General features: G+C 64.3%; 23 protein-coding genes. 18 read left to right on the forward strand and 5 right to left on the reverse strand.

The annotated features are described in order from the left end of the window. The first annotated feature begins 70 nt into the window (after positions 1-70). The 6 genes from ilvD to ACK4FK_RS09590 all read left to right on the forward strand — a co-directional run bounded on the left by ilvD (position 71) and on the right by ACK4FK_RS09590 (position 8,945). Entirely contained in the window at positions 71-1,795 is a 1,725-nt protein-coding gene (gene ilvD, locus ACK4FK_RS09565) for a dihydroxy-acid dehydratase (protein WP_409745014.1), read from the forward strand. A 127-nt stretch (positions 1,796-1,922) separates the two neighbouring features. Beyond that, positions 1,923-3,440, forward strand: a complete 1,518-nt coding sequence (locus ACK4FK_RS09570) for a M81 family metallopeptidase (protein WP_409744440.1) — start codon at positions 1,923-1,925, stop codon at positions 3,438-3,440. A gap of 564 nt (positions 3,441-4,004) precedes the next feature. After that, complete coding sequence (locus tag ACK4FK_RS09575; RefSeq protein WP_409744443.1) at positions 4,005-5,006, forward strand: fatty acid desaturase family protein; 1,002 nt, start codon at positions 4,005-4,007, stop codon at positions 5,004-5,006. A gap of 61 nt (positions 5,007-5,067) precedes the next feature. Then, positions 5,068-6,621 (forward strand): P-loop ATPase, Sll1717 family, encoded by a 1,554-nt coding sequence (locus ACK4FK_RS09580; RefSeq protein WP_409744445.1) that lies wholly within the window; start codon positions 5,068-5,070, stop codon positions 6,619-6,621. Positions 6,622-6,805: 184 nt separating this feature from the next. Beyond that, positions 6,806-7,363 carry a hypothetical protein gene (locus tag ACK4FK_RS09585; protein WP_409744448.1) on the forward strand — a complete coding sequence of 186 codons (558 nt, stop codon included), beginning with the start codon at positions 6,806-6,808 and terminating at the stop codon, positions 7,361-7,363. Positions 7,364-7,742: 379 nt separating this feature from the next. Beyond that, on the forward strand, positions 7,743-8,945 hold the full coding sequence (locus ACK4FK_RS09590) for an MFS transporter (RefSeq protein ID WP_409744451.1): 1,203 nt from the start codon (positions 7,743-7,745) through the stop codon (positions 8,943-8,945). A gap of 65 nt (positions 8,946-9,010) precedes the next feature. Here the strand turns inward: ACK4FK_RS09590 and katG are convergent, their stop codons facing one another. Next, a complete protein-coding gene (gene katG / locus ACK4FK_RS09595; RefSeq protein ID WP_409744454.1) occupies positions 9,011-11,170 on the reverse strand; it encodes a catalase/peroxidase HPI in 2,160 nt (719 codons plus the stop codon). A gap of 196 nt (positions 11,171-11,366) precedes the next feature. On the opposite strand from katG, the gene ACK4FK_RS09600 reads away from it, so the two are divergent. Beyond that, on the forward strand, positions 11,367-12,212 hold the full coding sequence (locus ACK4FK_RS09600) for a helix-turn-helix domain-containing protein (protein WP_409744457.1): 846 nt from the start codon (positions 11,367-11,369) through the stop codon (positions 12,210-12,212). A gap of 80 nt (positions 12,213-12,292) precedes the next feature. Beyond that, complete coding sequence (locus ACK4FK_RS09605) at positions 12,293-12,760, forward strand: nuclear transport factor 2 family protein (protein ID WP_409744460.1); 468 nt, start codon at positions 12,293-12,295, stop codon at positions 12,758-12,760. A 135-nt stretch (positions 12,761-12,895) separates the two neighbouring features. Here ACK4FK_RS09605 and ACK4FK_RS09610 read toward each other — a convergent pair whose 3' ends face one another. Continuing rightward, complete coding sequence (locus tag ACK4FK_RS09610; protein ID WP_409745015.1) at positions 12,896-14,515, reverse strand: ATP-binding protein; 1,620 nt, start codon at positions 14,513-14,515, stop codon at positions 12,896-12,898. Here ACK4FK_RS09610 and ACK4FK_RS09615 point away from each other — a divergent pair. The 3 genes from ACK4FK_RS09615 (at position 14,402) to recQ (ending at position 17,519) form a co-directional block, all read left to right on the forward strand. After that, complete coding sequence (locus tag ACK4FK_RS09615) at positions 14,402-14,833, forward strand: hypothetical protein (RefSeq protein ID WP_409745022.1); 432 nt, start codon at positions 14,402-14,404, stop codon at positions 14,831-14,833. The genes ACK4FK_RS09610 and ACK4FK_RS09615 overlap by 114 nt on opposite strands. A gap of 91 nt (positions 14,834-14,924) precedes the next feature. After that, complete coding sequence (locus tag ACK4FK_RS09620; RefSeq protein ID WP_409744463.1) at positions 14,925-15,602, forward strand: glutathione S-transferase family protein; 678 nt, start codon at positions 14,925-14,927, stop codon at positions 15,600-15,602. 66 nt (positions 15,603-15,668) lie between these two features. Continuing rightward, complete coding sequence (gene recQ, locus ACK4FK_RS09625) at positions 15,669-17,519, forward strand: DNA helicase RecQ (protein ID WP_409744466.1); 1,851 nt, start codon at positions 15,669-15,671, stop codon at positions 17,517-17,519. Here the strand turns inward: recQ and xth are convergent. The 3 genes from xth to erpA are packed head-to-tail and all read right to left on the reverse strand — an operon-like array spanning position 17,516 to position 19,216. Further along, complete coding sequence (gene xth, locus ACK4FK_RS09630; protein ID WP_409744469.1) at positions 17,516-18,283, reverse strand: exodeoxyribonuclease III; 768 nt, start codon at positions 18,281-18,283, stop codon at positions 17,516-17,518. The two genes, recQ and xth, sit on opposite strands and share 4 nt — an antisense overlap. Before the next feature lie 20 nt (positions 18,284-18,303). Further along, positions 18,304-18,849 (reverse strand): cysteine hydrolase family protein, encoded by a 546-nt coding sequence (locus ACK4FK_RS09635; protein ID WP_409744471.1) that lies wholly within the window; start codon positions 18,847-18,849, stop codon positions 18,304-18,306. Positions 18,850-18,895: 46 nt separating this feature from the next. Next, positions 18,896-19,216: an iron-sulfur cluster insertion protein ErpA gene (erpA, locus tag ACK4FK_RS09640; RefSeq protein ID WP_409744474.1), complete on the reverse strand. Its 321-nt coding sequence runs from the start codon at positions 19,214-19,216 to the stop codon at positions 18,896-18,898. A gap of 292 nt (positions 19,217-19,508) precedes the next feature. Here erpA and argS point away from each other — a divergent pair, with 292 nt between their 5' ends. The 7 genes from argS to ACK4FK_RS09675 are packed head-to-tail and all read left to right on the forward strand — an operon-like array spanning position 19,509 to position 26,937. Further along, on the forward strand, positions 19,509-21,260 hold the full coding sequence (gene argS / locus ACK4FK_RS09645) for an arginine--tRNA ligase (RefSeq protein ID WP_409744476.1): 1,752 nt from the start codon (positions 19,509-19,511) through the stop codon (positions 21,258-21,260). Between the two features lie 4 nt (positions 21,261-21,264). Further along, positions 21,265-22,149, forward strand: a complete 885-nt coding sequence (locus tag ACK4FK_RS09650) for an SPOR domain-containing protein (RefSeq protein ID WP_409744479.1) — start codon at positions 21,265-21,267, stop codon at positions 22,147-22,149. A gap of 1 nt (position 22,150) precedes the next feature. Beyond that, positions 22,151-23,200: a beta-N-acetylhexosaminidase gene (gene nagZ, locus ACK4FK_RS09655; protein ID WP_409744482.1), complete on the forward strand. Its 1,050-nt coding sequence runs from the start codon at positions 22,151-22,153 to the stop codon at positions 23,198-23,200. Between the two features lies 1 nt (position 23,201). Continuing rightward, positions 23,202-23,897 (forward strand): site-2 protease family protein, encoded by a 696-nt coding sequence (locus ACK4FK_RS09660; protein WP_409744485.1) that lies wholly within the window; start codon positions 23,202-23,204, stop codon positions 23,895-23,897. Positions 23,898-23,927: 30 nt separating this feature from the next. Then, positions 23,928-24,800: a segregation and condensation protein A gene (locus ACK4FK_RS09665; RefSeq protein WP_409744487.1), complete on the forward strand. Its 873-nt coding sequence runs from the start codon at positions 23,928-23,930 to the stop codon at positions 24,798-24,800. A gap of 6 nt (positions 24,801-24,806) precedes the next feature. Then, the gene (scpB, locus tag ACK4FK_RS09670; protein ID WP_409744490.1) at positions 24,807-25,892 is read left to right on the forward strand and encodes an SMC-Scp complex subunit ScpB; all 1,086 of its coding nucleotides are present in this window, start codon (positions 24,807-24,809) and stop codon (positions 25,890-25,892) included. Then, positions 25,885-26,937, forward strand: a complete 1,053-nt coding sequence (locus ACK4FK_RS09675) for an ABC transporter ATP-binding protein (protein ID WP_409744492.1) — start codon at positions 25,885-25,887, stop codon at positions 26,935-26,937. Before scpB ends, ACK4FK_RS09675 begins: the two co-directional genes overlap by 8 nt. Positions 26,938-26,962: the final 25 nt, after the last annotated feature.

Consider the following 26,962-nt stretch of genomic DNA (forward strand, 5'->3'; position numbering starts at 1 on the left):
CAAGGGACGGGATCAGCCAATGACCACCAAGACCAAGAAAGCCCCGGCGAAAAAGCGCACGGGCGCCGTGATGAAGGGCGGAAAATTCGACAAGTCCAATCTGCCGAGCCGGCATGTGACGGTGGGCCCCGAGCGCGCCCCGCACCGCAGCTATTACTACGCCATGGGCCTGACAGAGGCCGAGATCAACCAGCCCTTCGTCGGCGTGGTCACCACCTGGAACGAGGCCGCGCCCTGCAACATCACGCTGGGCCGCCAGGCGCAGGCGGTGAAGAAGGGCGTGAAGGCCGCCGGCGGCACGCCACGCGAATTCACCACCATCACCGTCACCGACGGCATCGCCATGGGCCACCAGGGCATGAAGTCGTCGCTGGTCAGCCGCGAGGCGATTGCGGATTCCACCGAGCTGACCGTGCGCGGCCATTGCTACGACGCCCTGGTGGGCCTGGCCGGCTGCGACAAGTCGCTGCCCGGCCTGATGATGGCTATGGTGCGCCTGAACGTGCCCTCCATCTTCATGTATGGCGGCTCGATCCTGCCCGGCCGCTTCCGCGGCCGCGACGTGACCGTGGTGGACGTGTTCGAGGCCGTGGGCCAGCATGCCGCCGGCAAGATGAACGCCAAGGACCTGCACGAGCTGGAATGCGTGGCCTGCCCCTCGGCCGGCTCCTGCGGCGGCCAGTTCACCGCCAACACCATGGCCTGCGTGTCGGAAGCCATCGGCCTGGCCATTCCGGGTTCGGCCGGGGCCCCGGCGCCCTACGAGACCCGCGACCAGTATGCCGAGGCCTCGGGCAAGCAGATCATGGAGTTGATCAAGCTGGGCATCCGCCCGCGCGACATCGTCACGCGCAAGTCGCTGGAGAATGCCGCCCGCGTTGTGGCCGCCACCGGCGGCTCGACCAATGCCGCGCTGCATTTGCCCGCCATCGCGCATGAGGCCGGCATCAAGTTCGATCTGGACGACGTGGCCAAGATCTTCAAGTCCACGCCCTATATCGCCGACCTCAAGCCCGGCGGGCGTTATGTCGCCAAGGACATGTACGAGATCGGCGGCGTGCAGGTGGTGATCAACGAGCTGTTCAAGGGCGGCTATATCCACGGCGACTGCCTGACCGTGACCGGCAAGACCATCGAGCAGAACCTGAAGGGCGTGAAATTCCCCAAGAACCAGGACGTGGTGCGCCCGATCACCAACCCGATCACGCCGACCGGCGGCGTGGTTGGCCTGAAGGGCAACCTCGCCCCGCGCGGCGCCATCGTGAAGGTGGCGGGCATGGCGCGGCTGAAGCATGTGGGCCCGGCCCGCGTGTTCGACAGCGAGGAGGCCGCCTTCGAGGCCGTGCAGGCCAAGAAGTACAAGGAAGGCGACGTGATCGTCATCCGCTACGAAGGCCCCAAGGGCGGCCCGGGCATGCGCGAGATGCTCTCCACCACCTCGGCCATCTATGGCCAGGGCATGGGCGAGAAGGTGGCGCTGATCACCGACGGTCGTTTCTCGGGCGGCACGCGCGGCTTCTGCGTCGGCCATGTCGGGCCGGAAGCGGCGGTCGGCGGGCCGATCGGCCTGATCAAGAACGGCGACATCATCACCATCGACGCGGTGAAGGGAATCTTAAGTGTCGACGTCTCGGCCAAGGAGATGGCGGCGCGGAAGAAGAAGTGGAAGCCGCGCAAGACCGACTACCAGTCGGGTGCGCTGTGGAAATACGCCCAGACCGTGGGCGACGCCCATGACGGCGCCGTGACCCATCCCGGCGGCAAGGCCGAGACCCACGAATACGCGGACATCTGAAGACCTCAATCCTGATCGTCATGCCCGGGCTTGGCCCGGGCATCCACGAGTTTTTTAAAAAAAGGAAAACGTGGATGGCCGGGCCAAGCCCGGCCATGACGCGTTGAAAAAACCAAGCGAGCCCCCCATGACCTATACCATCGCCATTGCCGGCTTCCAGCACGAGACCAATACCTTCGCGCCGCAGAAGGCGACGCTGGACAAGTTCGTCGAGGGCGAGGGCTGGCCGCCGCTGACCGAGGGCAAGGCGATCTTCGAGGTGTTCGAGCCGATGAACATTCCCATCGGCGGCTTCATCACTTCGGCCAAGGCCAAGGGCTGGGCGCTGGAGCCCATCGTCTGGGCGGCGGCGCAGCCGAGCAGCTATGTCACCGACGAAGCCTTCGACTTCGTGGCCAAGAAAATCACCGACGGCCTATCGAGGCTGAAGGGCCGGATCGACGCCGTCTATCTGGACCTGCACGGCGCGATGGTGGCCGAAAGCCATGAGGACGGCGAGGGCGAATTGCTGCGCCGCGTGCGCGCGACTGTAGGCCCCGACCTGCCGGTGATGGTGAGCCTGGACCTGCATGCCAACGTGACCGATGCCATGGTGCGGCACAGCGACCTGCTGGTCGCCTACCGCACCTATCCGCATCTGGACATGGCGGTGACCGGCGGCCGGGTGGCGCGGCAACTGGAAAAGCGCCTGAGCGGCGAACGGCCGAAGCAGGCGAAGGCCCTGCGCCGCGTGCCGTTCCTCATCCCGCTCACCGCGCAATGCACCTTCCTGGAACCGTGCAAGAGCATCTACGAAAACTTAAGCAATATGGAGCGCGGCGCGGTCAGCTCACTCTCGTTCTCGCCCGGCTTCCACCCGGCCGACATCGCTGAATGCGGCCCGACCATCGTGGCCTATGCCGACAGCCAGGAGGCCGCCGACAAGGCCGCCGACGATCTGGCCCGCCACATCACCGAACGCGAGGCCGAGTTCAAACTGAACCTGCTCTCGCCGGTGGATGCCATCGAGCGGGCGCGCCGGCTGATCCAGGGCGGCGCGCGCAAGTCGGTGGTTCTGGCCGACGTGCAGGACAATGCCGGCACCGGCGCGACCTCGGACACCACCGGGCTGCTCGCCGCGCTGATCGAGCAGGGTGTGCCCGATGCCACGCTGGGCCTGCTGTTCGACCCCGAAGCCGCCCGCATCGCGCACCAGGCCGGGCAGGGCGCCGAGATCGAGCTGCAGGTCGGCGGGCGTTACTTCGACGGCGCCAGGCCCTATCGCAACCGCTTCACCGTCTCAGCACTCAACGACGGCAGGTTCCTCTGCACCGGGCCGTTCTACAAGGGTACGCGCATGGCGCTCGGCCCCATGGCGCGCCTGACCTGCAAGACGCCGGGGGGCAGCGTGGATGTGGTGCTGAACTCCGTGCGCGTGCAGGCGGCCGACAAGGAGATGTTCCGGCATTTAGGCATCGAGCCGGGCGAGCGGCAGATCGTGGGCCTGAAAAGCACCGTGCATTTCCGCGGCGACTTCACCGACATCGCCCACGAGATCCTGAACGTGGAAAGCCCCGGCGCCTTCGTGGAGCGCGCCGAGACCCTGCCATACCGCCGCCTGCGCAAGGGCATCCGGCTCAGCCCGCTCGGCCGCGCCAACGCGTAATCCGCGCTGCGCGGCGCTGTGCTGCACGGTGCTGTGCTGCATGGTGCTGGCGCGCGCCGTTTCGCGGTCTCGCTGCGCGGTTTCGGATGCGGTTTGAATCGTTTTGCGATGGTTTTGCATAGGTAAGGTATTGATTCTGCGTAAATGGCGTTTTCCATAATCCGGGAGACGGCTGTCGCGCGACCCGTCAGAACATGTAGGGAACGAGGGGTCGGAATCAAGGGGGCGGGCACTCCTCTAGTTACGTCATGGCCGGGCTTGGCCCGGCCATCCACGAGTTCTTTTTTAAGACGTGGATGCCCGGCACAAGGCCGGGCATGACGACTGAGGGGTGGTGGGGCCTGGGCCAAGCCCGAGCATGACGGTTGTGGGGTGAGTGGAAGCGGGGCACCGCCCGCATACACCCGTCCTCATTCCTCCACTTCGTCATGCCCGGCCTTGTGCCGGGCATCCACGACTTTCCAGACGAAGGGACGTGGATGGCCGGATCAAGTCCGGCCATGACGCGTGTCTGGCATCGCGTTACACTCCGCCCAAAGACTCTAAAACACGAGGGAGCGGGGCGTGGGCGAGGGTGCGCCGGCAGCGGGCAATACAGTCAAAGCCACCGACATTTTCTCAGCCGATGAAATCCGGCGCCTGAGCGCGCGCTCCGATCTCATGGGCGCCTGGCTGGTGCTTTGTGCCTGGGGGCTGATCGGCCTGGCCATGGCTTTGTTTGCCGCCTGGCCCAACCCGGCGACGTTTGTCGTTGCCGTGATGGTGATCGGCGGGCGGCAGTTGGGGCTCGCCATCCTGATGCACGATGCCGCCCATGGCCTGCTGTTCCGCACGCGGCGCTTCAACGAACTGGCCGGCCAGTGGCTCTGCGCGTATCCGGTGATCACCGACCTGCATCTCTACCGGCCCTATCACCTGAAGCATCACAGATTCACCCAGCAGGAAGACGACCCCGACCTTGTGCTCTCCGCGCCATTCCCGATTTCGCGCTCAAGCCTGCGCCGCAAGATTCTCCGCGACCTCACCGGCCGCACGGCGCTCACCCGCCGGCGCGAACAGGTGATGCTCACCTGGGGCAAGGCGGGCTTAAGCTGGCGCCAGAGATGGGAACGGCTTGAGAAGGGCGGCCTCGTCGGCGCGGCGCTTGTCAACCTCGCGCTGCTCGGCCTGCTGACCGCGCTGGGATACTGGTGGCTCTATCCGGCTTTATGGCTGCTGCCACTCGCCACCTGGTATCAGCTCGTCAGCCGCATCCGCAACATCGCCGAACATGCCATGGTGCCCGACAACGACGACAGCTTGCGCAACACGCGCACGACCAATGCCGGGCCACTCACGCGCCTGCTGCTGGCGCCATTCTGGGTGAACTACCATCTCGAACATCACCTGCTGCTGTTTGTGCCCTGCTGGCGCTTACGCCAGGCCCATCGCATGATGCTGGCGAAGGGTTATGCTGAGCGGATGGAACTGCGGGGGAGTTACGCCGAGGTGCTGCGGCTCGCGGCCAGTGCGGTGGGTGATGGACCGCATAATAATGTAGGCGCCGCTAATCGAGTTCATATTTGATATGGACACGCCCGCTTCATGTTCGGAAACTAACTAGTCATCAAGGGCGGGGGCCAGAGTAGTGAAAACACTCATTCAAGTAGATACATTCGGCGCGGTTGATGCTGATAATGATGATCTCTTGTTGGAATGTTTTGAAGATCATGAGGCATTCACCGGCGTAACGGATCGCTCACGTTTCTTAGTAGTTGGTAAAAAGGGCAGTGGAAAGACCGCAATATTTAAAAGAATGCTGACAACCAAGCGCTCCAATTATTTTTGCTTTGGACATACTTTCTCGGACTATCCGTGGCACCATCATGATTTACAGGCTCGCGCAGGAATTCCAAATTTCGACAAATTCACACATAGCTGGAAATATCTCATCCTGCTCACGGCTTCAAAAATAATCCTAAATTACGATCACTCTTTGCCGTTCGATCAAGTGTCTATGGATCTAATGGTGAAGGTAGAAAAATTTATTGTTGATACTTATGGAACACGGGATCCTGACGTTACTCAGATTTTCACCCCTTCGAAGACGCTAAAGTTAAAGCCACACTTCGATTTAGACTGGAAGATATTAAAAGCTGGCATTTCTCCTGAAAACGTCCCGATGAACGAACTGCCAGCTATCGTTCAGGAGCTAAATTCTAATCTGCTAGACTGCGCAATTAAGTGTCTCAATCCGGATAATGAGTACTACATATGCTTTGATCAATTAGACTTGGGGTTCGATCCTACCTCTGACGACTATAAGAATCGGTTGATAGGCCTTTTGCTAGCTGCAAGAGATATCAATATTGCGGCTAGAAATGCGAAGAAGAACTTGTTCGTAGCCGTTTTTCTTCGCGACGATATCTATGAAACTTTGCACTTTGAGGACAAAAATAAAATCACGGAGAATTTCTTATCGTTAATCGAGTGGGACACTCCACGTACGAATAAAACTTTAAAATCATTAATGGAGAAGCGATTCAAAGTTGTTATGGGAGGTAACCCAACTTGGAACGACGTGTTCGATGAAACGAAGGAAATGCCAGGACATCAGAGTAAGTACCAGCACATACTAGACAGAACGTATTTGCGGCCGCGAGATATTATTAAATTCACAAACTCGGTTCTTCGCCAATATCAGGCCCGCGAGAAAGGTCGGAGTGTTTCGGCCGGGATGTTTGAAAATATTGATTTGCATAATGCCCGCACAGAGTACAGCGGGTATTTAATCAATGAGCTTGATGATGAAATTCACAAGCACCTACCTCACTATGAAAAGTTGGTGGAGCTCTTGCGTGCTATTGGTGTTTGGCAGTTCACATTTGCAGATTTTGAAAAGCAGTATGACGCCAATTCTGATTTCCAGCAGAAAGAAACTGCGAAGACGATTTTACAAGAGCTATATGAATTTTCTCTGATTGGATTCTACCGACCGGGCGGTCGGGGCTATGGCGGATCTGAATATGTTTTTAAATACAAAGAACCTAAGACTCGCTTCGACCCTCAGGCAGTTCGTTTCCGAATTCATCCTGGATTAATCGAGGTGTTTGGTTTGAAACGCTTTACCGTAGGTGCAGCGGAAGCGGACTCTGGCGATCAAGGGATGGAAGAAATTTTAAAATCCATCAAGCAGGAATAGCAGTCGATCAGGTTCGGGCCGTTAAAGATATCCCTAAATCAAGTTGGCAACTCTTGATCCTAGGTTGAGTTGTAGGACTTGTACGTTTCTTTGTCATGGCTTTGCAGAGTGGAGAAGCAGGATGTGGACAACACGTCAATAGGATTGGCTCCAGAATCGCATTAAAGGCGGGTTGGGAGAGACAGTGTGTAAGATTCATTTTGAAGCTTTGGGCTATCGCGTCGAGCCCGTCGGCATCGAGCAAACCGCCCCCTTATATCTGACGCTGGAATATAAAGGTGCGACAGGGGCTCATCTCAAAAATTTCAAGAATCATATCGACCGATGGCCTGATTTCCTTGTTTCAAAGAATTATGCCAATACGCCAGTGAATCGAAAGAAAGGTGTGGTTGGCAAAAAGGAGGCAGTTCTTGTTGAGGCGAAGTTTATTACAAACCCGAAGTTAACGGAATTGCGGTCAAAATTTTATGAGCGATACGAGGAAATTATCGGGAAAGGTATTCCTGTTCTCATTTATGTAGTCACTCCAATGCTCATAAAAGAATCGCATGTTCATTTGAACTACTACAATTCAAACGTTTTTAAAAATACTTGCCGAGATAGTGGTTGGCGCGAAGCGAAGCATGAGAAATTTTCGCAAGAACCTTTATATCAAGGCGACGAAGAGGATCAGGATTTCAATGCTGCATATGGAGAGATTGTTCTACCAATTCTGAAAGAAATTTTCGGATACCACAAATAATGTCACATTGTGGCGAGGGCTCCCCATATTGAGAGAACCCGAGGCACTTCAGCGCTTTGGGCCTCTCGTGGTGTCAACGGTCATAACGTGGCGGTGACGAAGTCGCGCACGAATTTCTCCTTCGCGTCGTCGTGGGCCTAAACTTCCATATAGGCGCGCAGCACGAAATTGGAGCTGAGGGCCGGGTCCGCGCGCGTGGCGGCCCAGCCTCTCATGGACCATATCCGGTTCTTGGCATCGCGGCATCGGACTGGTCGCTTCTGCGCTGCAATGATGCGCCGGTCTTGCTGGTCTCTGTCATGTCGCCGCTCCCGCAAATGTCATCCGGTCCCAGAATCGGCGATGTAGCGCGGCAGGCCCGGGGTGCTAGGCTGTTGCGGTGACCGACTCCAGCCCGCCTTCGCCCCCCGTATCGGCAAAATACGCCATCGCCCTGATCGTGGTGGCCGAGTTTCTCGGCACCACGCTCTGGTTTTCCTCCAATGCCGCCGCCTTCGAGTTGCAGGCTCTGCTGTCGTTGTCGGCGCGCGATATCGGCTGGCTCACCAATGCCGTGCAGGCCGGCTTCATCGCCGGCACGCTGGCCATGGCGCTGAGCGGCCTGGCCGACCGCTTTGCCGCCAGCCGCATCGTGTTTGCCTGCTGTGTGCTGGGCGCCATCGCCAATGCCGCCTTCCTGCTGGTGTGGCAGAGTTATGCCGCCGCCCTGGCCCTGCGCTTCATCGTCGGTCTGGCTCTTGCCGGCATCTATCCGCTGGGCATGAAGCTGGTGATCGGCTGGACCAAAGGGGCGGCCGGCGGCACGCTGGCCTTGCTGGTGGGCATGCTCACGCTCGGCACGGCGTTGCCGCATGGCATTCGAGGATTAGGCGCGGGCGTGCCGTGGCAAGCGGCGATGCTGGCGGCTTCGGCGCTGGCTTTGCTGGGCGGCCTTATGGTGCTGCGGCTGGGCGACGGGCCGCATCTGGCGCGGCCCGCCGTTGCAAGGCGTTTAAGCCCCGGCGCGGTGCTGAGCGCCTTCCGCATCCCCGATTTCCGCTCGGCCGCTTTGGGCTATTTCGGCCATATGTGGGAGCTCTATGCCTTCTGGACTCTCACGCCCTTCCTGATCCTGCTGGCTGCGCCGGGGCTGGCGCCGGCGGATGTCTCGCGCCTCAGTTTTGCCGTGATCGGCGCCGGCACGCTGGGCTGCATCCTCGGCGGTGTGGTCAGCGCACGCTGGGGCAGCGCGCGGGTGGCGGCTTTGGCGCTGGCCACATCGGGTGCGCTGTGCGTGGCCTATCCGTTTCTGGCGGCGAGCGCCGCGCCGGCGCTGCTGCTGGTGTTGCTGGTGGTCTGGGGCGTGGCGGTGGTGGCGGACTCGCCGCAATTCTCCGCGCTCTCGGGCCGCGCCTGTCCGCCCGAGGCCGTGGGCAGCGCGCTGGCGATCCAGAATGCCATCGGCTTCGCCATCACGCTGGCCGCCATCGCACTCGCCACGCATATGCTGCCCGCCATGGGCGCGTCGGTGGTGTGGCTGCTGGCGCCGGGGCCCGTGCTGGGGCTGGTCGGCCTGTGGCGGCTGGTACGCCAGAAAGCGTAAGGCGGGGGCCTATAAAAATCCCCGGCAGCTTTGGCGGCCGCCGGGGAGGGTGGTTTGGCCTTCAGTTACTGCAGGTCGAAGCGGTCGGCGTTCATCACCTTGGTCCAGGCGGCGACGAAGTCGCGCACGAATTTCTCCTTCGCGTCGTCCTGGGCATAGACTTCCGAGTAGGCGCGCAGGATGGAGTTCGAGCCGAACACCAGGTCCACGCGCGTGGCGGTCCATTTCACCTGGCCGGTTTTGCGGTCGCGGATCTCGTAGAGATTTTTGCCCGCGGGCTTCCAGGTGTTGGCCATGTCGGTCAGGTTGACGAAGAAATCGTTCGTCAGCGCGCCGACGCGGTCGGTGAACACGCCATGTCTGGCGCCGCCATGGTTGGCGCCCAGCACACGCAGGCCGCCGACCAGCACGGTCATCTCCGGCGCGGTCAGCCCCATGAGCTGGGTGCGGTCGAGCATCAGCTCTTCCGGGCTGACGGCGTAATCCTCTTTCAGCCAGTTGCGGTAGCCGTCATGGATCGGCTCCAGCACCGAGAAGGAGTCCGCGTCGGTCATCGCCTCAGATGCGTCGCCGCGGCCGGGCGCAAAGGGCACCGTTACGTTGTGGATGCCGGCGGCCTTTGCGGCCTGCTCGATGCCGACATTGCCGGCCAGCACGATCACGTCGGCGATGCTGGCGCCGCTGTCGCGCGCGATGCCCTCCAGCACACCCAGCACCTTGGCCAGCCGTTTGGGCTCGTTGCCGGCCCAGTCCTTCTGCGGGGCCAGCCGGATGCGCGCGCCATTGGCGCCGCCGCGCATGTCGGAGCCGCGGAAGGTGCGCGCGCTGTCCCAGGCGGTGGTCACCAGCTCGGCAATGCTCAGCCCGCTGGCGGCGATGCGCGCCTTCACATGGCCGATGTCATACTGCGTGGGGCCCACCGGCACCGGGTCCTGCCAGATCAGGTCTTCCTTGGGCACGTCGGGGCCGAGGTAACGCACCTTCGGGCCCATGTCGCGGTGGGTCAGCTTGAACCAGGCGCGGGCGAAGACCTCGGAGAAATAGGCCTGGTCGGCAGCGAAGCGCTCGGAGATTTTCCGGTAGGCCGGGTCCATCTTCATGGCCATGTCGGCATCGGTCATGATCGGCATGCGGCGGATGCTCGGATCCTCCACATCCACCGGCATGTCTTCTTCCTTGATGCCGATGGGCTGCCACTGCCAGGCGCCGGCCGGGCTTTTCTTCAGCTCCCACTCGTAGCCGAGCAGCAGTTTGAAATAGCCGTTGTCCCAGCGCGTGGGATGCGTGGTCCAGGCGCCTTCCAGGCCGCTGGTGACGGTGTCGCGCCCGACGCCGCGGCTGCTCTTGTTCAGCCAGCCCAGGCCCTGGTCTTCCACCGGGCCGTCTTCCGGGCTGGGGCCCAGCTTGGCAGCGTCGCCGTTGCCATGGGCCTTGCCGACGGTGTGGCCGCCGGCGGTGAGCGCCACGGTCTCCTCGTCGTTCATCGCCATGCGGGCGAAGGTGAGGCGCACATCGTGGGCCGTCTTCAGCGGATCGGGTTTGCCGTTGACGCCTTCGGGGTTGACGTAGATCAGGCCCATCTGCACGGCGGCCAGCGGATTGGCCAGCGACTGGCGGTCGTCGCCGTCATAACGCTCCGAGCCGAGCCATTCCTTCTCGGCGCCCCAGTAGATGTCCTTTTCGGGGTGCCAGATATCTTCGCGGCCGAAGCCGAAGCCGAAGGTCTTCAGGCCCATCGATTCATAGGCGATGGTGCCGGCCAGGATGATCAGGTCGGCCCAGCTGATGCGGTTGCCGTATTTCTTCTTGATCGGCCAGAGCAGGCGGCGCGCCTTGTCGAGATTGGCGTTGTCGGGCCAGGAATTCAGTGGGGCGAAGCGCTGGTTGCCGGTGCCGCCGCCGCCGCGGCCGTCGGCCATGCGATACGAGCCGGCGGCATGCCAGGCCATGCGGATCATCAGGCCGCCGTAATGGCCCCAGTCGGCCGGCCACCAGTCCTGGCTGTCGGTCATCAGCGCCTTCAGATCAGCCTTCAGGGCGGCGACGTCGAGCTTGCGCAGTTCCGCGCGATAGTCGAAGCCCGGGCCGAGTGGATCGGTCTTGGCATCGTGCTGGTGCAGGATGTCGAGGTTCAGCGCATTGGGCCACCAGTTGGTGACGGTGGTGCCCGCGGCGGTGACGCCGCCATGCATCACGGGACATTTGCCAGTCATGGTGCCAGTCATGGACGTCTCTCCTGTCTTCGGTTGTCCGGCCGGCGGGTTGCCGAGCGGACGTGACGGGAACCACGATACGCCCGGGCTGTTTCGGGGGGAAATTGATTATTATCGTAATTATGATCGATTAATCCGATCAAATGGAAGGCCGACGCTTACCTCAGAAGTCATTGCCGGGCCTGCGGCGGGGGCCTAGCGTGAGGTCATGAACCAGATGACCCGCCCTGTTTCGTCCGGTTTTCCGGGCCTGCTCAAGCATTGGCGCGGCCTGCGCCGGTTGAGCCAGCTTGGGCTGGCCACCGAGGCCGGCATCTCGGCGCGGCATCTGTGTTTCCTCGAAACCGGGCGTTCGGCGCCCAGCCGCGAGATGGTGGTGCTGCTGGCGCGCGTGCTGGGCCTGCCGCTGGCCGAGCAGAATGCCCTGCTGGTGGCCGCCGGCTTCGCGCCGATTTATGCCGCGCGCGACCTCGGCGCGCCCGAACTGGCGCCGGCGCGCCAGGCGCTCGACATCATGCTGGCACATCAGGAGCCGTATCCGGCCCTGGTGCTGGACGAAAGCTGGGGCGTGCGGCTGCGCAATGCGGCCGCCGCGCGGCTGTTCGGCGCGCTGCGGCCGCTCTACGACATGCCGCCGGAGCTGGCCGTGAACGCGCTGCATTCGCTGTGCCATCCCGGCGGCATGCGGCGCTTCATGCTGGGCGGCGAGGATTTCATCGCCGCCTTCCTGCAGATGCTGCAGCGCGAGGCGAATATTGGCCTGAATGCCGCCGCCGCCGGGCTGCGCGCCGACCTGCTGGCCTATCCGGGCATTCCCGAGCTGATCGGCGCCGGGGATGCGGCGGCACAGGCGGGGGCGGGTCCGATGGCCGTGCTGCGCCTGCGCGTGGGCGTGAACGAGGTCGCCTTTTTCGTCACGCTCACGCAGTTCGCCATGCCGCGCGACGTGACGCTGCAGCAGGTGAAGATCGAGTTCTTCTTCCCCGCCGACGAGGCCACGACGCGCTGGGCGCAACGCCTGGCCGCCGATCCTGAACGCTCGGTGTTCGACTAGGCGCGCACTTACATCGCGCGTAATTGCCGGCGCGACAGCCAAAGGGGCAGGGTGGCGCATCGTCAACCAGGGGAAGCCCCATGCGCCACAATCCGATGCCTGCGCTGCGCGCGCTGAATGCCAAGTTCATCCACAACTTCGTCACCAATGACGTGAAGGCGCACAGCGCCATCATCCACGAGCGCTTCGTCTGCATCATGCCCGACGGGCGCCCGATGGGCCGGAAGGAGTATCTCGACTACTGGGCGACGGGTTTCGATCCGAACGTGATCGTCTACTGGGATTACCGCGACGAACAGATCAGCATATTCGGCGATACCGCGCTGGTGCGCGCGGTGACCAAATACGTGCGCATCCGCGACGGCCAGGAGGTGGCCGGCATGACCGCCTATACCGACACGTATTTCCTCGATGGTGGCTTGTGGAGCTGCGTGCAGGCGCAGATGACCCCGTTGCAGCCCGCCTATTATCCGCCCGACGACACCATCGTGCGGCAGTACCGGCATGGCAGGCTGGTGAGCGACGAGGCGGCGCGCGGCGCGGCTTGAAGACTCCCCCGGGAGGGGCGGGGCCGGATAGCCATGCGCGAACCGGGCGTCGCCGGGAAGACCCTTCCCCCGGCGGCGGCAACGGCTGCCCTGAAGCCACCCGGTCCGGCCCCGTTTCTCTTGGAGAGAGTCCCGTCAGGCCACCGATTGCGTCGACTGTTCCAGCAGGGCCCGGGCCTCGGGGCTACGGGCGGGGCAGTATAGCGAGACCGACAGGCCGGCCTCCGGCCGGTTGACGATCTTCAGGTCGCCGCCGAGCATGCGGGCGAGGCGATGAGCGATGGTCAGGCCAAGCCCGACACCGCCTGCGCTGCGCGCCTGGGCGCTAGCGGCCTGGTAGAAGGCCTCGGTCACATGCATCAGGTGCTGCGCGGCGATGCCAGGGCCGGTATCGGTGACCTCGACGCAGAAATCGGCATCCTCGATGGCAACGCGTACGCCGATGCGGCCGCCGCGTGGCGTGAACTTGATCGCATTGGAAATCAGGTTCAGGCAGATCTGATGCAAGGCACGCGGATCGGACATCACAGGCGGCAGGCCTTCGGCCAGATCGACCTCGATCTTCTGCTCCATATGGCGGGCCTTCGGCTCGAGGAGGCGCAGGATGTTGGCCACTTCGACGGTCAGGTTGGTCGGCCCCAGCTTGACGCTAAGGCCGCCGGTGTCGATGGCCGAGTTGGTCAGTACGTCCTCGACCAGCGCCATGAGATGCATGGCGCTGCTGTGGATATCGTTGATGTATTCCGTCTCGCGATCGCCGAAACTGCGATTCTGCGCGCGACGCAACTGCATCAGCTCGGTAAAGCCGATGATGGCGTTCAGCGGCGTACGCAACTCGTGGCTCATCACCGCGAGGAAGTTCGACTTGGCGATGCTGGCGGCCTGGGCCTGGTCGCGGGCTTCCGACAGTTCGGCCTGGCTGACGCGGAATTTCTCGATGGCGCGGGCGAAGCGGCCGAATTCGTCCCGGCGATCCTGCATCGGCACCATGATCGCCGTGCCCTCGGCGATGGCGGTGGTGGTGGCGATCAGCCGGTCGATCCGGCGCAGGATCGGCCGGGTGCCGGCCGTTACGGCGAGGCCGGTCAGCAGCAGCACCGCAAGCGTACCAAGCAGCAGAAACTGGATCTCCCGGTCAAAGGTTTTTTCAAGGGCGGTGGTATCGATATCGATCTGCACCGCGCCGATGGTGCGACCGTCAAAACTGGTCAGCGGAGCCATGGTGGAAACGAAATGGTTTTCCCCGGTCTGGCTGCGCCGAACTGGCGGGGGCTGGCCGTTCGCCAGTTGCATGATCTGGGAGTCCGAAAATGCCGCAGCCGTTGTCTTGGCCGACTTGGCGATCGGCAGCGGTTGTCCGTCCTTGATGAAGTAGACGCTGTAGGAGGTGCCCGGTTTCTCGAAATCCTGCAGGAACGCATCGTTGAGAAAGGAGCCGACCTCCAGCGCGCCAAGATGCCGGCCATCCGCGGTAATGACGGGTGTGGCACCACGAATGGGTATGCCGTTGACCCCGACCTCTATCCCGCGCCGTGGTTTCAGGTCGTCATTAACCTCCCGTATCATGGGGCGTATCGCGCTGAGGTCGTCGTCATATTGCGACGGTGCGTGCAGGCGAACCAGCGTGGTGGTGTTCGCACGATGAAGATGCAGGTTGGTTATGCCAAAATCGCGCAAATGGCTGTAGGCTTCGCCCAGCTCGGCCAGCAGGCCAGGCCGATCGCCAGCGATAAAATGCTCTTGAATGATAGGCAGGCGGGCAAGCGTGGTGGCCAGTGTCTGATTGGCAATGGCTTGCGTGCTGACGGCATTATCGAGGTGGATGCGGGCGCGCTCGGCCAGATCGTCTTCCTGAATGCGGATCATATAGCGCATCGCACCAAGCCCGATGCCGCCGATCAGCAGTACCGAGACGACCGCTATGCTCAAGGCTATGAGGTTCAGCCGTCCGCCGATACTCATGATTGCCGCGTGTTTCCTCAACCCCTGGTTCTAAGAAGTCGTCCGGTGCAGCCTGTTTGGCAAGGCCAGATCTTTCACGTTATCGGAAAAAATTCGTTCGATATCTGGTAAGTCTGAGCTGCGATGCCATTGCTTTCCGACCGTACCGGCAGAAAGCTGTTGTTGCGAAAAGCGAGTTCTTCCCCTAATCATTGGTGTGCATATGATTATCGTTCACCACCTTAACAATTCCCGTTCCCAGCGCGTGCTCTGGCTGCTGGAGGAGCTGGGCCTGCCCTATACGGTGAAGCGCTACGAGCGCGACCCGGCCACCATGCGCGCGCCGGCCGAATTGCAGAAGGTGCACCCGCTGGGCAAGTCGCCGGTGATCGAGGATAACGGCCACGTCTATGCCGAGACCGGCGCGATCATCGAATACCTGCTTGATACCTACGACGCCGGCCACCGCCTGTCGCCGCCGCGCAGCGCTGCGGCCCGCGGCGCCTATACCTACTGGCTGCATTACGCCGAAGGCTCGGCCATGCCGCTGCTGCTGCTGAAGCTGGTATTCATGCGCATGCCCAAGGGCGTGCCGGCTTTGCTGCGGCCTCTGGTGGGCAAGATCGCGGCCAAGGCACAGCAGACCGTGACCGATCCGCAGCTGAAAACCCACATGGAATACTGGGCCGATGCGCTCAGCAAGGGCGGCGGCTGGTTCGCCGGCGGCAATTTCACGGCCGCCGACATCATGATGAGCTTTCCGCTGGAAGCGGCGGCCAGCCGCATCGGCCTCGACCGGCCAGAATACCGCCCGATCCAGGATTTCCTCGCCCGCATCCATGCCCGCCCGGCCTATCACCGCGCGCTGGAGCAGGGCGGGCCCTACGAACTTCTGAAATAGGCATAGGCTGCCGAAACGGGTGCGCACCCCTTGCCGCGAATCGGCGGCAGGGCGTAGCTCTGGGCGGTGACCGTTCCATCCTCCCTCGACGCGGCCGAGGCCGCCCTGCACAGCGTCTTCGGTTTCGAGCGTTTCCGCGCCGGCCAGGCCGAGATCGTGCAGGCGTTGCTCAACGACGAGGACGTGCTGGCGGTGATGCCGACCGGCAGCGGCAAATCGCTGTGCTATCAATTGCCGGCGATCCTGCGCGGCGGGCTGACCGTGGTGGTGTCGCCGCTGATAGCGCTGATGCGCGACCAGGTGCGCCAGTTGCAGGGGTTCGGCGTCAACGCCGGCAGCCTGAATTCGGCCATGGACGAGGCCGAGCGTCAGCGCGTGCTGCGCGGGCTGCGCGACGGTTCGCTGCGATTGCTGTATGTGGCGCCCGAGCGGCTGGTGCGCGACGACACCGTGGCGCTGCTGCGCAATGCCGGTGCGTCGCTGCTGGCCATCGACGAGGCGCATTGCGTGTCGCAATGGGGCCATGATTTCCGCCCGGAATATCTGGCGCTGGGCGGCATCCGCGCCGAGCTGGGCCATATCCCGACCATCGCGCTGACCGCGACCGCCGACGCGCCCACACGCGCCGACATCGTGGCCAAGCTGTTCGGCACCGAACGGCGGCCGCGCGAATTCATCCGCAGCTTCGACCGACCCAACCTGCATCTGATGATGCAGCCGAAATCCAGCGCGAAGAAGCAGATCGGCGATTTCATCGCCGCAAGGCGTGGCTTAAGCGGCATCGTCTACTGCGCTTCGCGCAAACGCACCGAGGAACTCGCCGCCGGCCTGCAGGCCATGGGGCATGACGCCATCGCCTATCATGCCGGCATGGAGCCGCGTGCCCGCGATGCCGCACAAGACCGTTTCCTGGCCGAGGACGGCGTGGTGATGGTGGCGACGGTGGCGTTTGGCATGGGCATCGACAAGCCCGACGTGCGGTATGTGTGCCATGCCGACCTGCCGCGCAACGTGGAAGCCTATTACCAGGAGATCGGACGCGCTGGCCGCGACGGCCTGCCGGCCGAGACTCTGACGCTCTATGGCCTCGACGACATGCGCCTGCGGCGCCTGCAGATCGAGGAGGGCGAAACATCCGACGAGCGCAAACGCATCGAGCGCCAGCGCTTCAATGCGCTGATCGCGCTGTGCGAAAGCCCGCGCTGCCGCCGGCAGACATTGCTGGCCTATTTCGGCGAGGAGAGCGAGCCCTGCGGCAATTGCGACCTGTGCCAGGACGGCGTGGCGCGGTTCGATGGCACGGTGGAGGCGCAGAAGGCGATGTCGGCCATCGCGCGCACCGGCCAGCGTTTCGGTACCGAACACATCGTGCAGATCCTGCTGGGCAATACGACCGATGCCATCCTGCGCCATGAGCATGACCGGCTGCCCACCTTTGGCGTGGGCCGCGATCGCGATGCCAATGCCTGGCGTTCGATCCTGCGCCAGATCTATGGTGCGGGCTTGATCGACCTGGATATTGCCGGCTACGGCGGCTGGTTCATCACCGATGCCGGCCGCGCCGTGCTGAAAGGCCAGCAGCGGGTGGAACTGCGCAGCGAAAGCCTGCAGGCCGGCAAACGCAGCGCGACGAAGGCGCGGTCTTCGGCGGCCGAGATCGCGCTGTCAGGCCCCGATCAGGTGCTGCTGTCGGCGCTGAAAGACCTGCGCCGGCGGTATGCCAGCGACTTGCAGCAGCCGGCCTATGTGATCTTTTCCGACCGCACGCTGATCGAACTGGCCGTAAAGCGGCCGCGCACGCTGTGGCGCATGAGCGACATCCACGGCATCGGCCAGGCCAAGCTGGAGCGTTTCGGCCAGGCCTTCCTCGACGTGGTGCTGGCCCACGAGGAACCGGCCGGTGCGGCGGCGGACTAGGCGATTTCGCAGATCACCGGTGTGTGGTCAGAAGCCTTTTCCCGGCCGCGCGGTTCGCGGTCGATCTCGCAGCTCACCAGCCGGTCGGCCAGTTGCGGCGAGAGCAGGAAATGGTCGATACGCAGGCCGTTATTCTTCGGCCAGCAGCCGGCCTGATAATCCCAGAAGCTGTAGTCCACCTCGCGTGGATGCAGCGCGCGCCAGGCCTCGGTCAGGCCCAGATTGAGCAGGCGGCGCCAAGCCCGGCGGCTGTCGGGCGCACAAAGCGCATCCTCGGCGAAACCGACGGGATCGAACACGTCCACATCGGTGGGGCAGATGTTGAAATCGCCGGCCATCAGAAAAGGGGTCTCGGCCGCCAGCAGAGCTGCGGCGCGCTGATGCAGGCGCTCCATCCAGCGCAGCTTGTAATCGTATTTCTCGCCCGGGCGCGGATTGCCGTTGGGAAGGTAGAGGCCGCAGATTGTCATGCCGGCGATGTCGGCTTCGATGTAGCGCGCCTGTTCGTCGGCATCCTCGCCATCCAGGCGGATGCGCACGGCATCGGGCTTTTGAAGACTCAGGAGCGCGACGCCGTTATAGCTTTTCTGCCCATGGGTATGGACCTGATACCCGAGGCTCTCGAATTCCAGGCGCGGGAAGTCGGCGTCCTGGCATTTGATTTCCTGCAGCAGCAGTACGTCGGGTTTGGCTGCCCGCGTCCAGTCGGTGACGTTGGCCAGGCGGGCCTTGATCGAGTTGACGTTCCAGGTGGCGATTCTCATGGCCGCAGCTTAGCCGATTGTCAGGCTTTTGCGACCGCCTCCAGAAGGTCGGACGCCTTCACCACGGTGCAGTATTCGCCATCCAGGTTGGCCAGCGACATGGCATGCACCTCCTCGGCGCTGCGCAGCACGCCGCGCCAGTCGCGCCGGGCGAAGGTGAAGCAGGCATCCTCGGCCAGGAGCGTGCGGAACCCGAGGTTGCCGGCCATTCTGACCGTGGCCTCGACCGAGTTGTTGGTGACGACGCCGGCGATCGCCAGGGTGTCGATCCCGGCCTGACGCAGGCGATCTTCCAGCCCGGTGCCAATGAAGGCGCTGTTGGTGCGCTTTGGAATCACGGTCTCGCCGGCCAGCGGCGCCACGGCCGGCTTGAAATCGTTGCCCGGCTGGCCTGGCCGGTAGGCAGAGTCGGGCAGGACGGAATCATGCCGGACATGGAAGACCGGCCGTGCGGTTTTGCGCCATGCCGCCAGAAGGGCGGCAACGGTGTCTTCGGCGTCCGGGTTGTTACGGGGGCCCTCGGCGGCGTGATAGGGCGCATCGATGGCCAACTGCAGGTCGATCACCAGCAGGGCCGCGTTCGGCGGCAGGGTTATGCCGCGCCGGGAAATGTCAGACCGAGAAGGAATTGCCGCAGCCGCAGCTCTGCTGGGCCAGCGGGTTGGCGATGCGGAAGCCAGCGCCGGAGAGGTCTTCGACGAAATCGACCTCCGAGCCGCGCAGATAGTCCAGCGACACGGTATCCACCAGCAGGCGGGCACCGTCGCGTTCGATCACCATGTCGTCGGCGGTGGGGGCGTCGTCGAGGCTGAAGCTGTACTGGAAACCTGAGCAGCCGCCGCCCGAGACGCTGATGCGCAGGGCCAGCGCCGGATTACCTTCCGATTCGGCCACCTTGCGGATGCGGCGGGCGGCAGAGGCGCTCAGGGTCACCACGGAATCCGCCGTCGCGGCCGGAAGGGGGGCCGTCTGGGGGGCGGTCGTCTGACCAGCAGTCTGGGCTGTCGCGTCGCTCATCGGGGGTTTACACTCGGTTTACCAATAATTTGCCACATTGCCAGAGCAATTTAGGGACCCGGGCGCGGAAGTCAATTTCGCCCGGTATTATCTCATTGGCGCAGTATTCGGGCCGGGCATTTGGGCGCGTTGCGGCCGGAAGGGGCAGCCGGTAGTGTCCGCCCCGATTTTTGGCCCCGTTTTGGGATTTACAGAAAAGCCTTCCGCAATGAACGTTTTCACCGATTTCCGCCGCGCCATCATGGCCGCCGTGCACAGCCTGTCCGAGCAGGGCGTGCTGGCCGGCGAACTGCCGCTGTCTGCCATCGCGGTCGAACCGCCGCGCGATCCGGCCCATGGCGACCTGGCGACCAACGTCGCCATGGTGCTGGGCAAGCCCGCCGGCATGGCGCCGCGCGCGCTGGCCGAAAAACTGAAACCCCTGCTGGAAGCCCATCCGGCCGTCACCGCTGTCGAGATCGCCGGTCCAGGCTTCATCAACCTGCGCCTCAAGCCCGAACACTGGCAGCAGCAGGTGGCGGTGATCCTGCGTGCCGGCAAGGCCTATGGCGACAGCGATATCGGCCAGGGCGAGCCGGTGAACGTGGAATACGTGTCGGCCAATCCGACCGGGCCGATGCATGTGGGTCATTGCCGTGGCGCCGTATTTGGCGACGCGCTGGCCGCCCTGCTGGACAAGGCGGGCTTCCAGGTGGCGCGCGAATACTACATCAACGATGCCGGCGCCCAGGTGGACGTGCTGGCCCGTTCGGCGCATCTGCGCTACCGCGAGGCCTTGGGCGAGAGCATCACGATCCCTGAAGGCCTGTATCCGGGCGACTACCTGAAGCCGCTGGGCGCGGCGCTGGCGCAGAAATACGGCGACAAATACAAGACCGCGCCGGATTCCGAATGGCTGCCGCTGTTCCGCAAGGAAGCCACCGAGGCGATGATGGCGATGATCCGCGACGACCTCGCGGCGCTGAACATCCATCATGCCGTATTCACCTCGGAAAAGGCGCTGCATGACAGCGGCGCGGTGCAGGGCGCCTTCGACCGCCTGAAGCAGCGCGGCCTGATCTATACTGGCGTGCTGGAGCCGCCCAAGGGCAAGACGCCCGACGACTACGAGGCGCGGCCGCAGGAATTGTTCAAGGCCAGCGAGTTCGGCGACGAGACCGACCGGCCGCTGAAGAAGTCGGATGGCTCGTGGACCTATTTCGGCGCCGACATCGCCTATCACGACGACAAATACCGGCGCGGCTTCAAACAGATGATCGACGTCTGGGGCGCCGACCATGGCGGCTACGTGAAGCGCATGAAGGCGGCCGTAAAGGCCATGTCGAACGGCGAGGCCGAGCTGGACGTCAAGCTGGTGCAGATGGTGAACCTGCTGGATGGCGGCCAGCCGGTGAAAATGTCGAAGCGGGCCGGCACGTTCGTCACGCTGCGCGATGTGGTGGATGAAGTGGGTAAGGACGTGGTGCGCTTCATCATGCTGACGCGCAAGAACGACGCGCAGCTCGATTTCGACTTCAAGAAGGTGACGGAACAGTCGAAGGACAATCCGGTTTTCTATGTGCAGTATGCCCATGCGCGCATCTGCTCGGTGCTGCGCAATGCCGTTTCGGAAGTGCCGGATATCGACACCGAGGATGGCGCCCTGGCCCAGGCCGACATGACGCGGCTGTCGCATCCATCCGAACTGGCGCTGGTCAAGCTGCTGGCCGGATGGCCGCGGCTGGTGGAGTCCGCGGCCGAGGCGCATGAGCCGCATCGTGTGGCGTTTTACCTGCAGGATGTGGCGGCGGCTTTCCATGGCCTGTGGAATGTGGGCCGCGACGATACCAGCGTGCGATTCCTGATCCCCGAGGATCTGCCCCTGACGCGGGCGCGGCTGGCCATGCTGCGCGCCGTGGCGCTGGTGATTGCCTCGGGACTGTCGGTGATGGGCGTGACGCCTGTCGAAGAGATGAGGTGAGAGTATGAGCGATCTGCGCAGCGACCGGGGCTCGCGCCCCGTCCCGAGCGAGCCGGAACAGGTTTCGGGCAGCCCGAAGAAGGTCATCACCGCGGCGATCGCGCTGGGCGCGGTGGCGGCCTTCGGCATCGGCATCTGGTTCGCCTATGACCAGGGCGTGAAGCGCGGTGCCTCGGGCGCGCCGCCGCTGATCCGCGCCGACCAGGGCCCGGCGAAAGTCGCGCCGGAAAATCCCGGCGGCATGCAGGTGCCCAACCAGGACAAGCAGATCTACGAACGGCTGGGCGGCAACCAGCAGGCCGCCGCACCGGGCACTGAACGGCTGTTGCCGCCGCCCGAGCGGCCCTCTGCCGCGCCGACGCAGCCCGGCACAGCCGCCGTTACCGTGCCCAACCGTCCGGCCCCGAATGCGGTGCCCAACCAGGCACCGTCGACTGCCGCCCTGCCGAACCGCACCGATGCGCCAAGCCCATCGACCCTGAGCGGACCTGCCGCGCCGCAGCCCGTTGCACCGAAAACCGACGACAAGCCCGCGGCCGCGCCTGCGGCTTCCGCCGCGCGCGCGCCGATACCGACCGCGCCAACGTCGACGCCGGCACCGGCGCCGGCAGCGGCCCCGACCGTGGCCGCTGCGCCAGGCGGCAGCGCGAAGATCCAGCTTGCCTCGCTGAAGGACCAGCAGGCTGCGACCGCCACATGGAACCAGTTGCAGAAAAAATTCCCCGACATCCTCGGCGGCCTGCAGCCGTCGTATGAAAAAGTCGAACTTGCGGGGAAAGGCACCTTCATCCGTCTGCAGGCCGGCCCGCTGAAGGACCGCAACGCGGCGCAGGCCGCCTGTCAGCAGCTCGCGGCGAAGAACCAGGGCTGCATCGTTGTCGGCCGCTGACATGCCACAGACCGACTGGGCCGCCTATGCGCCTGTGGTGGTCGGCTGCGCCGGCCAGCAATTGACGGCCGAGGAGCGCGTGCTGTTCGGCGTGCGCAAGCCGCTGGGCCTGATCCTGTTCGCACGCAACATCGACAACCCGGCGCAGGTGAGGGCGCTGATCGCGGATTTTCGCGGCGTGGTCGGGAATCCGCTGGCGCCGGTTCTGATCGACCAGGAAGGCGGCCGCGTGGCGCGCCTGAAGCCGCCGCACTGGCCGAAATTTCCGGCCGGCGCGGTGTTCGGCCAGCTATACGGCCGCGACCGCAGGGCAGGCGAAGAGGCGGCCTATCTGAATTATCGCGCCATCGGCGCGGAACTGGCCGCGCTGGGCATCGATGTGGATTGCGCGCCGGTGGCCGACCTGCCCGTGGAAGGCGCCCATGATGTGATCGGCGACCGTGCCTATGGCCGCGACGCCGAGACGGTCATCGCCATCGGCCGCGCCGTGATGCGCGGCCTGAGCGACAGCGGTGTATTGCCGGTGATCAAGCATATCCCCGGCCATGGCCGCTCGCATACCGACAGCCATCTTGACCTGCCGGTGGTGAATACCGACCGCGCCACGCTGGAGCGCAGCGATTTCGCGCCCTTCGTGGCCCTGCGCGAGGCACCCGGGATCAAACCCTGGGCGATGACCGCCCATATCGTCTACACCGCGCTGGATGCGACGCTGCCGGCGACGCTGTCGCCGACGGTGATCGCCGGGACGATCCGCGGCCAGATCGGCTTCGACGGCGTTCTGATCTCGGACGACCTGACCATGAAGGCGCTGAAGGGCAGCCCGGCGGAAACCGGCCTGGCCTCGCTGAGGGCCGGCTGCGATCTGGTTCTGCATTGCTCGGGCGACCTGCCCGAGATGCAGGCCCTGTTCGCCGCGCTGCCGCCGATGTCGGATGCCGCCGCCCGCCGCGTGGACATGGCCCGGGCTGGCCTGCCATCCAGGCCGGCGGATATCAACCAGGCCGACCGGGCCAGGCTGGCGCAACTGCTGGCCCCGGTCGCAGCCTGACATGCTGGACGACATTGCCGGCTTCCTGTTCGCGGCCTCCACCTGGATTCTGCCCGCTCTGCTGGCGATCACGTTGCACGAGGCAGCCCATGGCTGGGTGGCCTGGAAGATGGGCGACGATACCGCCATGCGAATGGGGCGGGTGAGTTTCAACCCGCTGCGGCATGTCGATCCGATGGGGACGGTGGTGGTGCCTGGCCTGCTGCTGCTGTTCAAGGCGCCGTTCCTGTTCGGCTGGGCCAAGCCGGTGCCGGTGGATTTCTGGAAGCTGCCTTCGCCGCGGCGCGACATGGCCGTGGTGGCCATAGCGGGCCCGGGGGTGAACCTGGCCCAGGCCTATGCCGCCATGCTGCTGTTCCACATGCTGCCATTGTTTGGCGGGCTGCCTGATGCCTGGATCGCCGCAAACCTTGAAAATGCCATAGCAATCAACCTGATATTGTGTGTTTTTAATATGATACCTCTGCCACCGCTGGATGGGGGCAGGGTGGCGGTGGGCTGGCTGCCGCTGGCACTGGCACGACCCTTGGCCCGGCTGGAACCCTATGGCATGGTCATCCTGCTGATTCTGCTGCTGGTCGTCCCGCTGGCGGCGCGCGAATTCGGCTCCGACTGGAATCCGTTGTTCGAGCTGATCACCCCGATCGTCGCCGGCCTGCGGGATATCCTGCTTGAGTTGTCCGGGCATAGCGGCTAACAACCGCGGCCCAACCTGGATCTGAGGCCCGTGACCGAAGCCGCCGACACTCCCGCTGCCTCCGCCGCCGAATCCTTCGAGCCGGCGCATCGCGATGGCCTGGCCGAGGGGCCGGACGGTGTGCGGGTCGGCGAGCAATTCGTTCTCAGTCTCGATGTCTTCGAGGGCCCGCTCGACGTTCTGCTGACGCTGGCGCGCGAGCAGAAGGTGGACCTGCGCAAAATCTCGATCCTGGCGCTGGCCGAGCAGTACCTGACCTTCATCGCCGAGCTGCGCAAGGTGCGCATCGAGATCGCCGCCGACTACCTGGTGATGGCCGCCTGGCTGGCCTACCTGAAGTCGCGCCTGCTGGTGCCCGAGCCGGAGAAGGAGGGCGAGCCTTCCGGCGCCGACATGGCGGCCCGCCTGGCGCTGCAGCTCCAGAAACTGGAGGCCATGCGCCGTGTCGCCGACCAGCTTCTGAACCGCGACCAAGTCGGCCTGGCCATGTTCCTGCGCGGCAAGCCCGAGGGCGTGCGGGTCATCCGCAAATCGGTCTACAACGCCACGCTATACGAACTGCTCAAGGCCTATGCCGAATTCCGGGCCTCCAAGGGCTCGTCGGAAGTGCTGACCATGAAAATGGCGCGCCGCCGCATCGTGTCGGTGGAAGAGGCGCTGGCGCGGCTGCGCAACATGATCGGCCAGATCCCCGACTGGGCCACCCTGCAGGCCTTCCTGCCGGTCGAACTGGACGATCCGTTCACCGTGCGCTCGGCGCTGGCCTCTACGTTCAACGCCAGCCTCGAAATGGCCAAACAGGGCCTGATCGAATTGAAACAGGTGCAGACCTTCGGTCCCATCTATATCCGCCGCGGCCAGGGCAACATGCCGGCCGAGGCTGCTGCCAATCCGGAAGAGTAAGACGTCATGCAGTCGAACGACGCGTTGCCGGTCGGAGAAGACCGGCTGGAGGATGAAATCGAGATCGCCGCCGCCCCGGGGAATGCCGAGGAGGAGGACGAGATTCTGGCCTCTGCCCCCGCGCCCAAGCGCGATGCGGATGACGACGACGATGACGATGACGGCGATGACGAGTCCGATGACGACGATGATGATGATTCGGACGACGATGACGACTTCGACGAAGACGACGAAGATGAAGACGATGACGATGACGACGATGACGACGGCGATGATGAGGCGGATAACGCCGTAGCCGAGGCGCCGCCGGCCGCGCCGTCGCGCCGCCGCAAGGCGGAAGCCGCCGCGGAAGACGATGATGCCGATGACGAGACGGCGCCGGCGCAGACCGACGAGGAGCGCGAGGCCGCTTTTGCCGCTGCGATCCGCATGGCAGAGGCCTTGCTGTTTGCCGCCGCCGAGCCGCTGGACGAGGCCACCCTGCGCAAACGCCTGCCGAAAGGCACCCGCGTGCCGGCCGTGCTGGCCGCACTGGAAGACCAGTACCGTCCGCGTGGCGTGAACCTGAAAAAAGTGGCCGGGCGCTGGGCCTTCATGACCGCGCCGGACCTGCAGCACATGCTGGAAGAGCATCGCCAGGTGCAGCGCAAGCTGTCGCGCGCCGCGATCGAGACGCTGGCGATCATCGCCTATCATCAGCCCTGCACCCGCGCCGAGATCGAAGACATCCGCGGCGTGTCACTCAGCCGCGGCACGCTGGACGTGCTGATGGAAGCCAACTGGGTGAAGGTACGCGGCCGCCGCCGGGTGCCGGGACGCCCGGTGACCTATGGCATCACCGACGAGTTCCTGGTGCATTTCGGCCTGGAAAGCGCCGATGCCCTGCCGGGCATCGAGGAACTGCGTGCCTCGGGCCTGCTCGAGGCTCTGCCGGCCTCGGGCGGCATCCCGATGCCGGGCGAGGCACTGGACACTGCGCCGGAAGACCCGCTGGACGACGACGACGACGGCCGCGAGTTCCTGGAGCCGCTGGTCGACGAGGGGGCCGACGCCAGGAAGGCCGAGGCGAAAGCGTCCGACGGCGATGCCTGAGACGGCCGGGGCTGCGGCCGGGCTTGTACTGACCGGCGTGAGTCACCGCTACGGCGCCCGCCTGGCGGTGGACAATGTCAGCCTGACAGTGGCGCGCGGCGAGATACTCGGCCTGCTCGGCCCCTCGGGCTGCGGCAAATCCACCACTTTGCGCCTGGCCGCCGGACTGGAAGATCTGCAACAGGGCGAGGTGCGCATCGGCGGCGAGATCATGGCCGGATCTGGACGCAGCGTGCCCACCGAGCAGCGCCATGTCGGCATGGTTTTCCAGGACCACGCCCTGTTCCCGCATCTGACCGTGGCCGACAACATCGCCTTCGGGCTGGGCCGTCTGCCGGCGGCCGAGCGGCGCAAACGCGCCGAATACTGGGCCGGGCGGCTTGGCCTGGGCGGACATGTCGACAATTATCCGCACCGCCTCTCCGGCGGCGAGCAGCAGCGCGTGGCGCTGGCCCGCGCCATGGCGCCCGAGCCGCGCGTGATGCTGCTGGACGAACCCTTCTCCAGCCTCGACAGCCGGCTGCGCGACCAGATCCGCGACGAGACGGTGCAGGTGCTGAAGCAGACGGGCACGGCGACCCTGCTGGTGACGCATGATCCGGAAGAGGCGATGCGCATGGGCGACCGCATCGCCATCATGCAGGCCGGCCGGATCGAGCAGGTCGACACGCCGGACCGCGTCTATGCCGCGCCGACCACGCCTTTCGTGGCGCGGTTCCTGAGCGAGACCAATGAAATCCGCCTGCGGGTGACCGGTGGCCGGGTCGAGACGCCTTTCGGCTTCCTGCCGGCAGCAGGACTGGGCGAGGGCAGCGAGGCGCTGGTGATGTTCCGCCCCGAGGCCCTGCAGGAGCGCGAAAACGGCGCGGGGCTGGCGATGCGGGTCGAGCGCGCGACCGCCCTGGGCGCCTATCGCCGGCTGGAAGTGAGCGCGGGCGCGCTGCGCTTTGCCGCCCGGCTGCCGGCCGGGGCGCTGCCGGCGGCGGGAACGACCCTGCATTTGGGACTTAATCCGTCGTCCTGCTTCGTTTTTCCGGCGACCTGAGGCCGACGTCTACCACACGAAATTG

It is taken from the genome of Ferrovibrio sp. (assembly GCF_046297895.1).
In the GTDB taxonomy this organism is placed as follows: domain Bacteria; phylum Pseudomonadota; class Alphaproteobacteria; order Ferrovibrionales; family Ferrovibrionaceae; genus Ferrovibrio.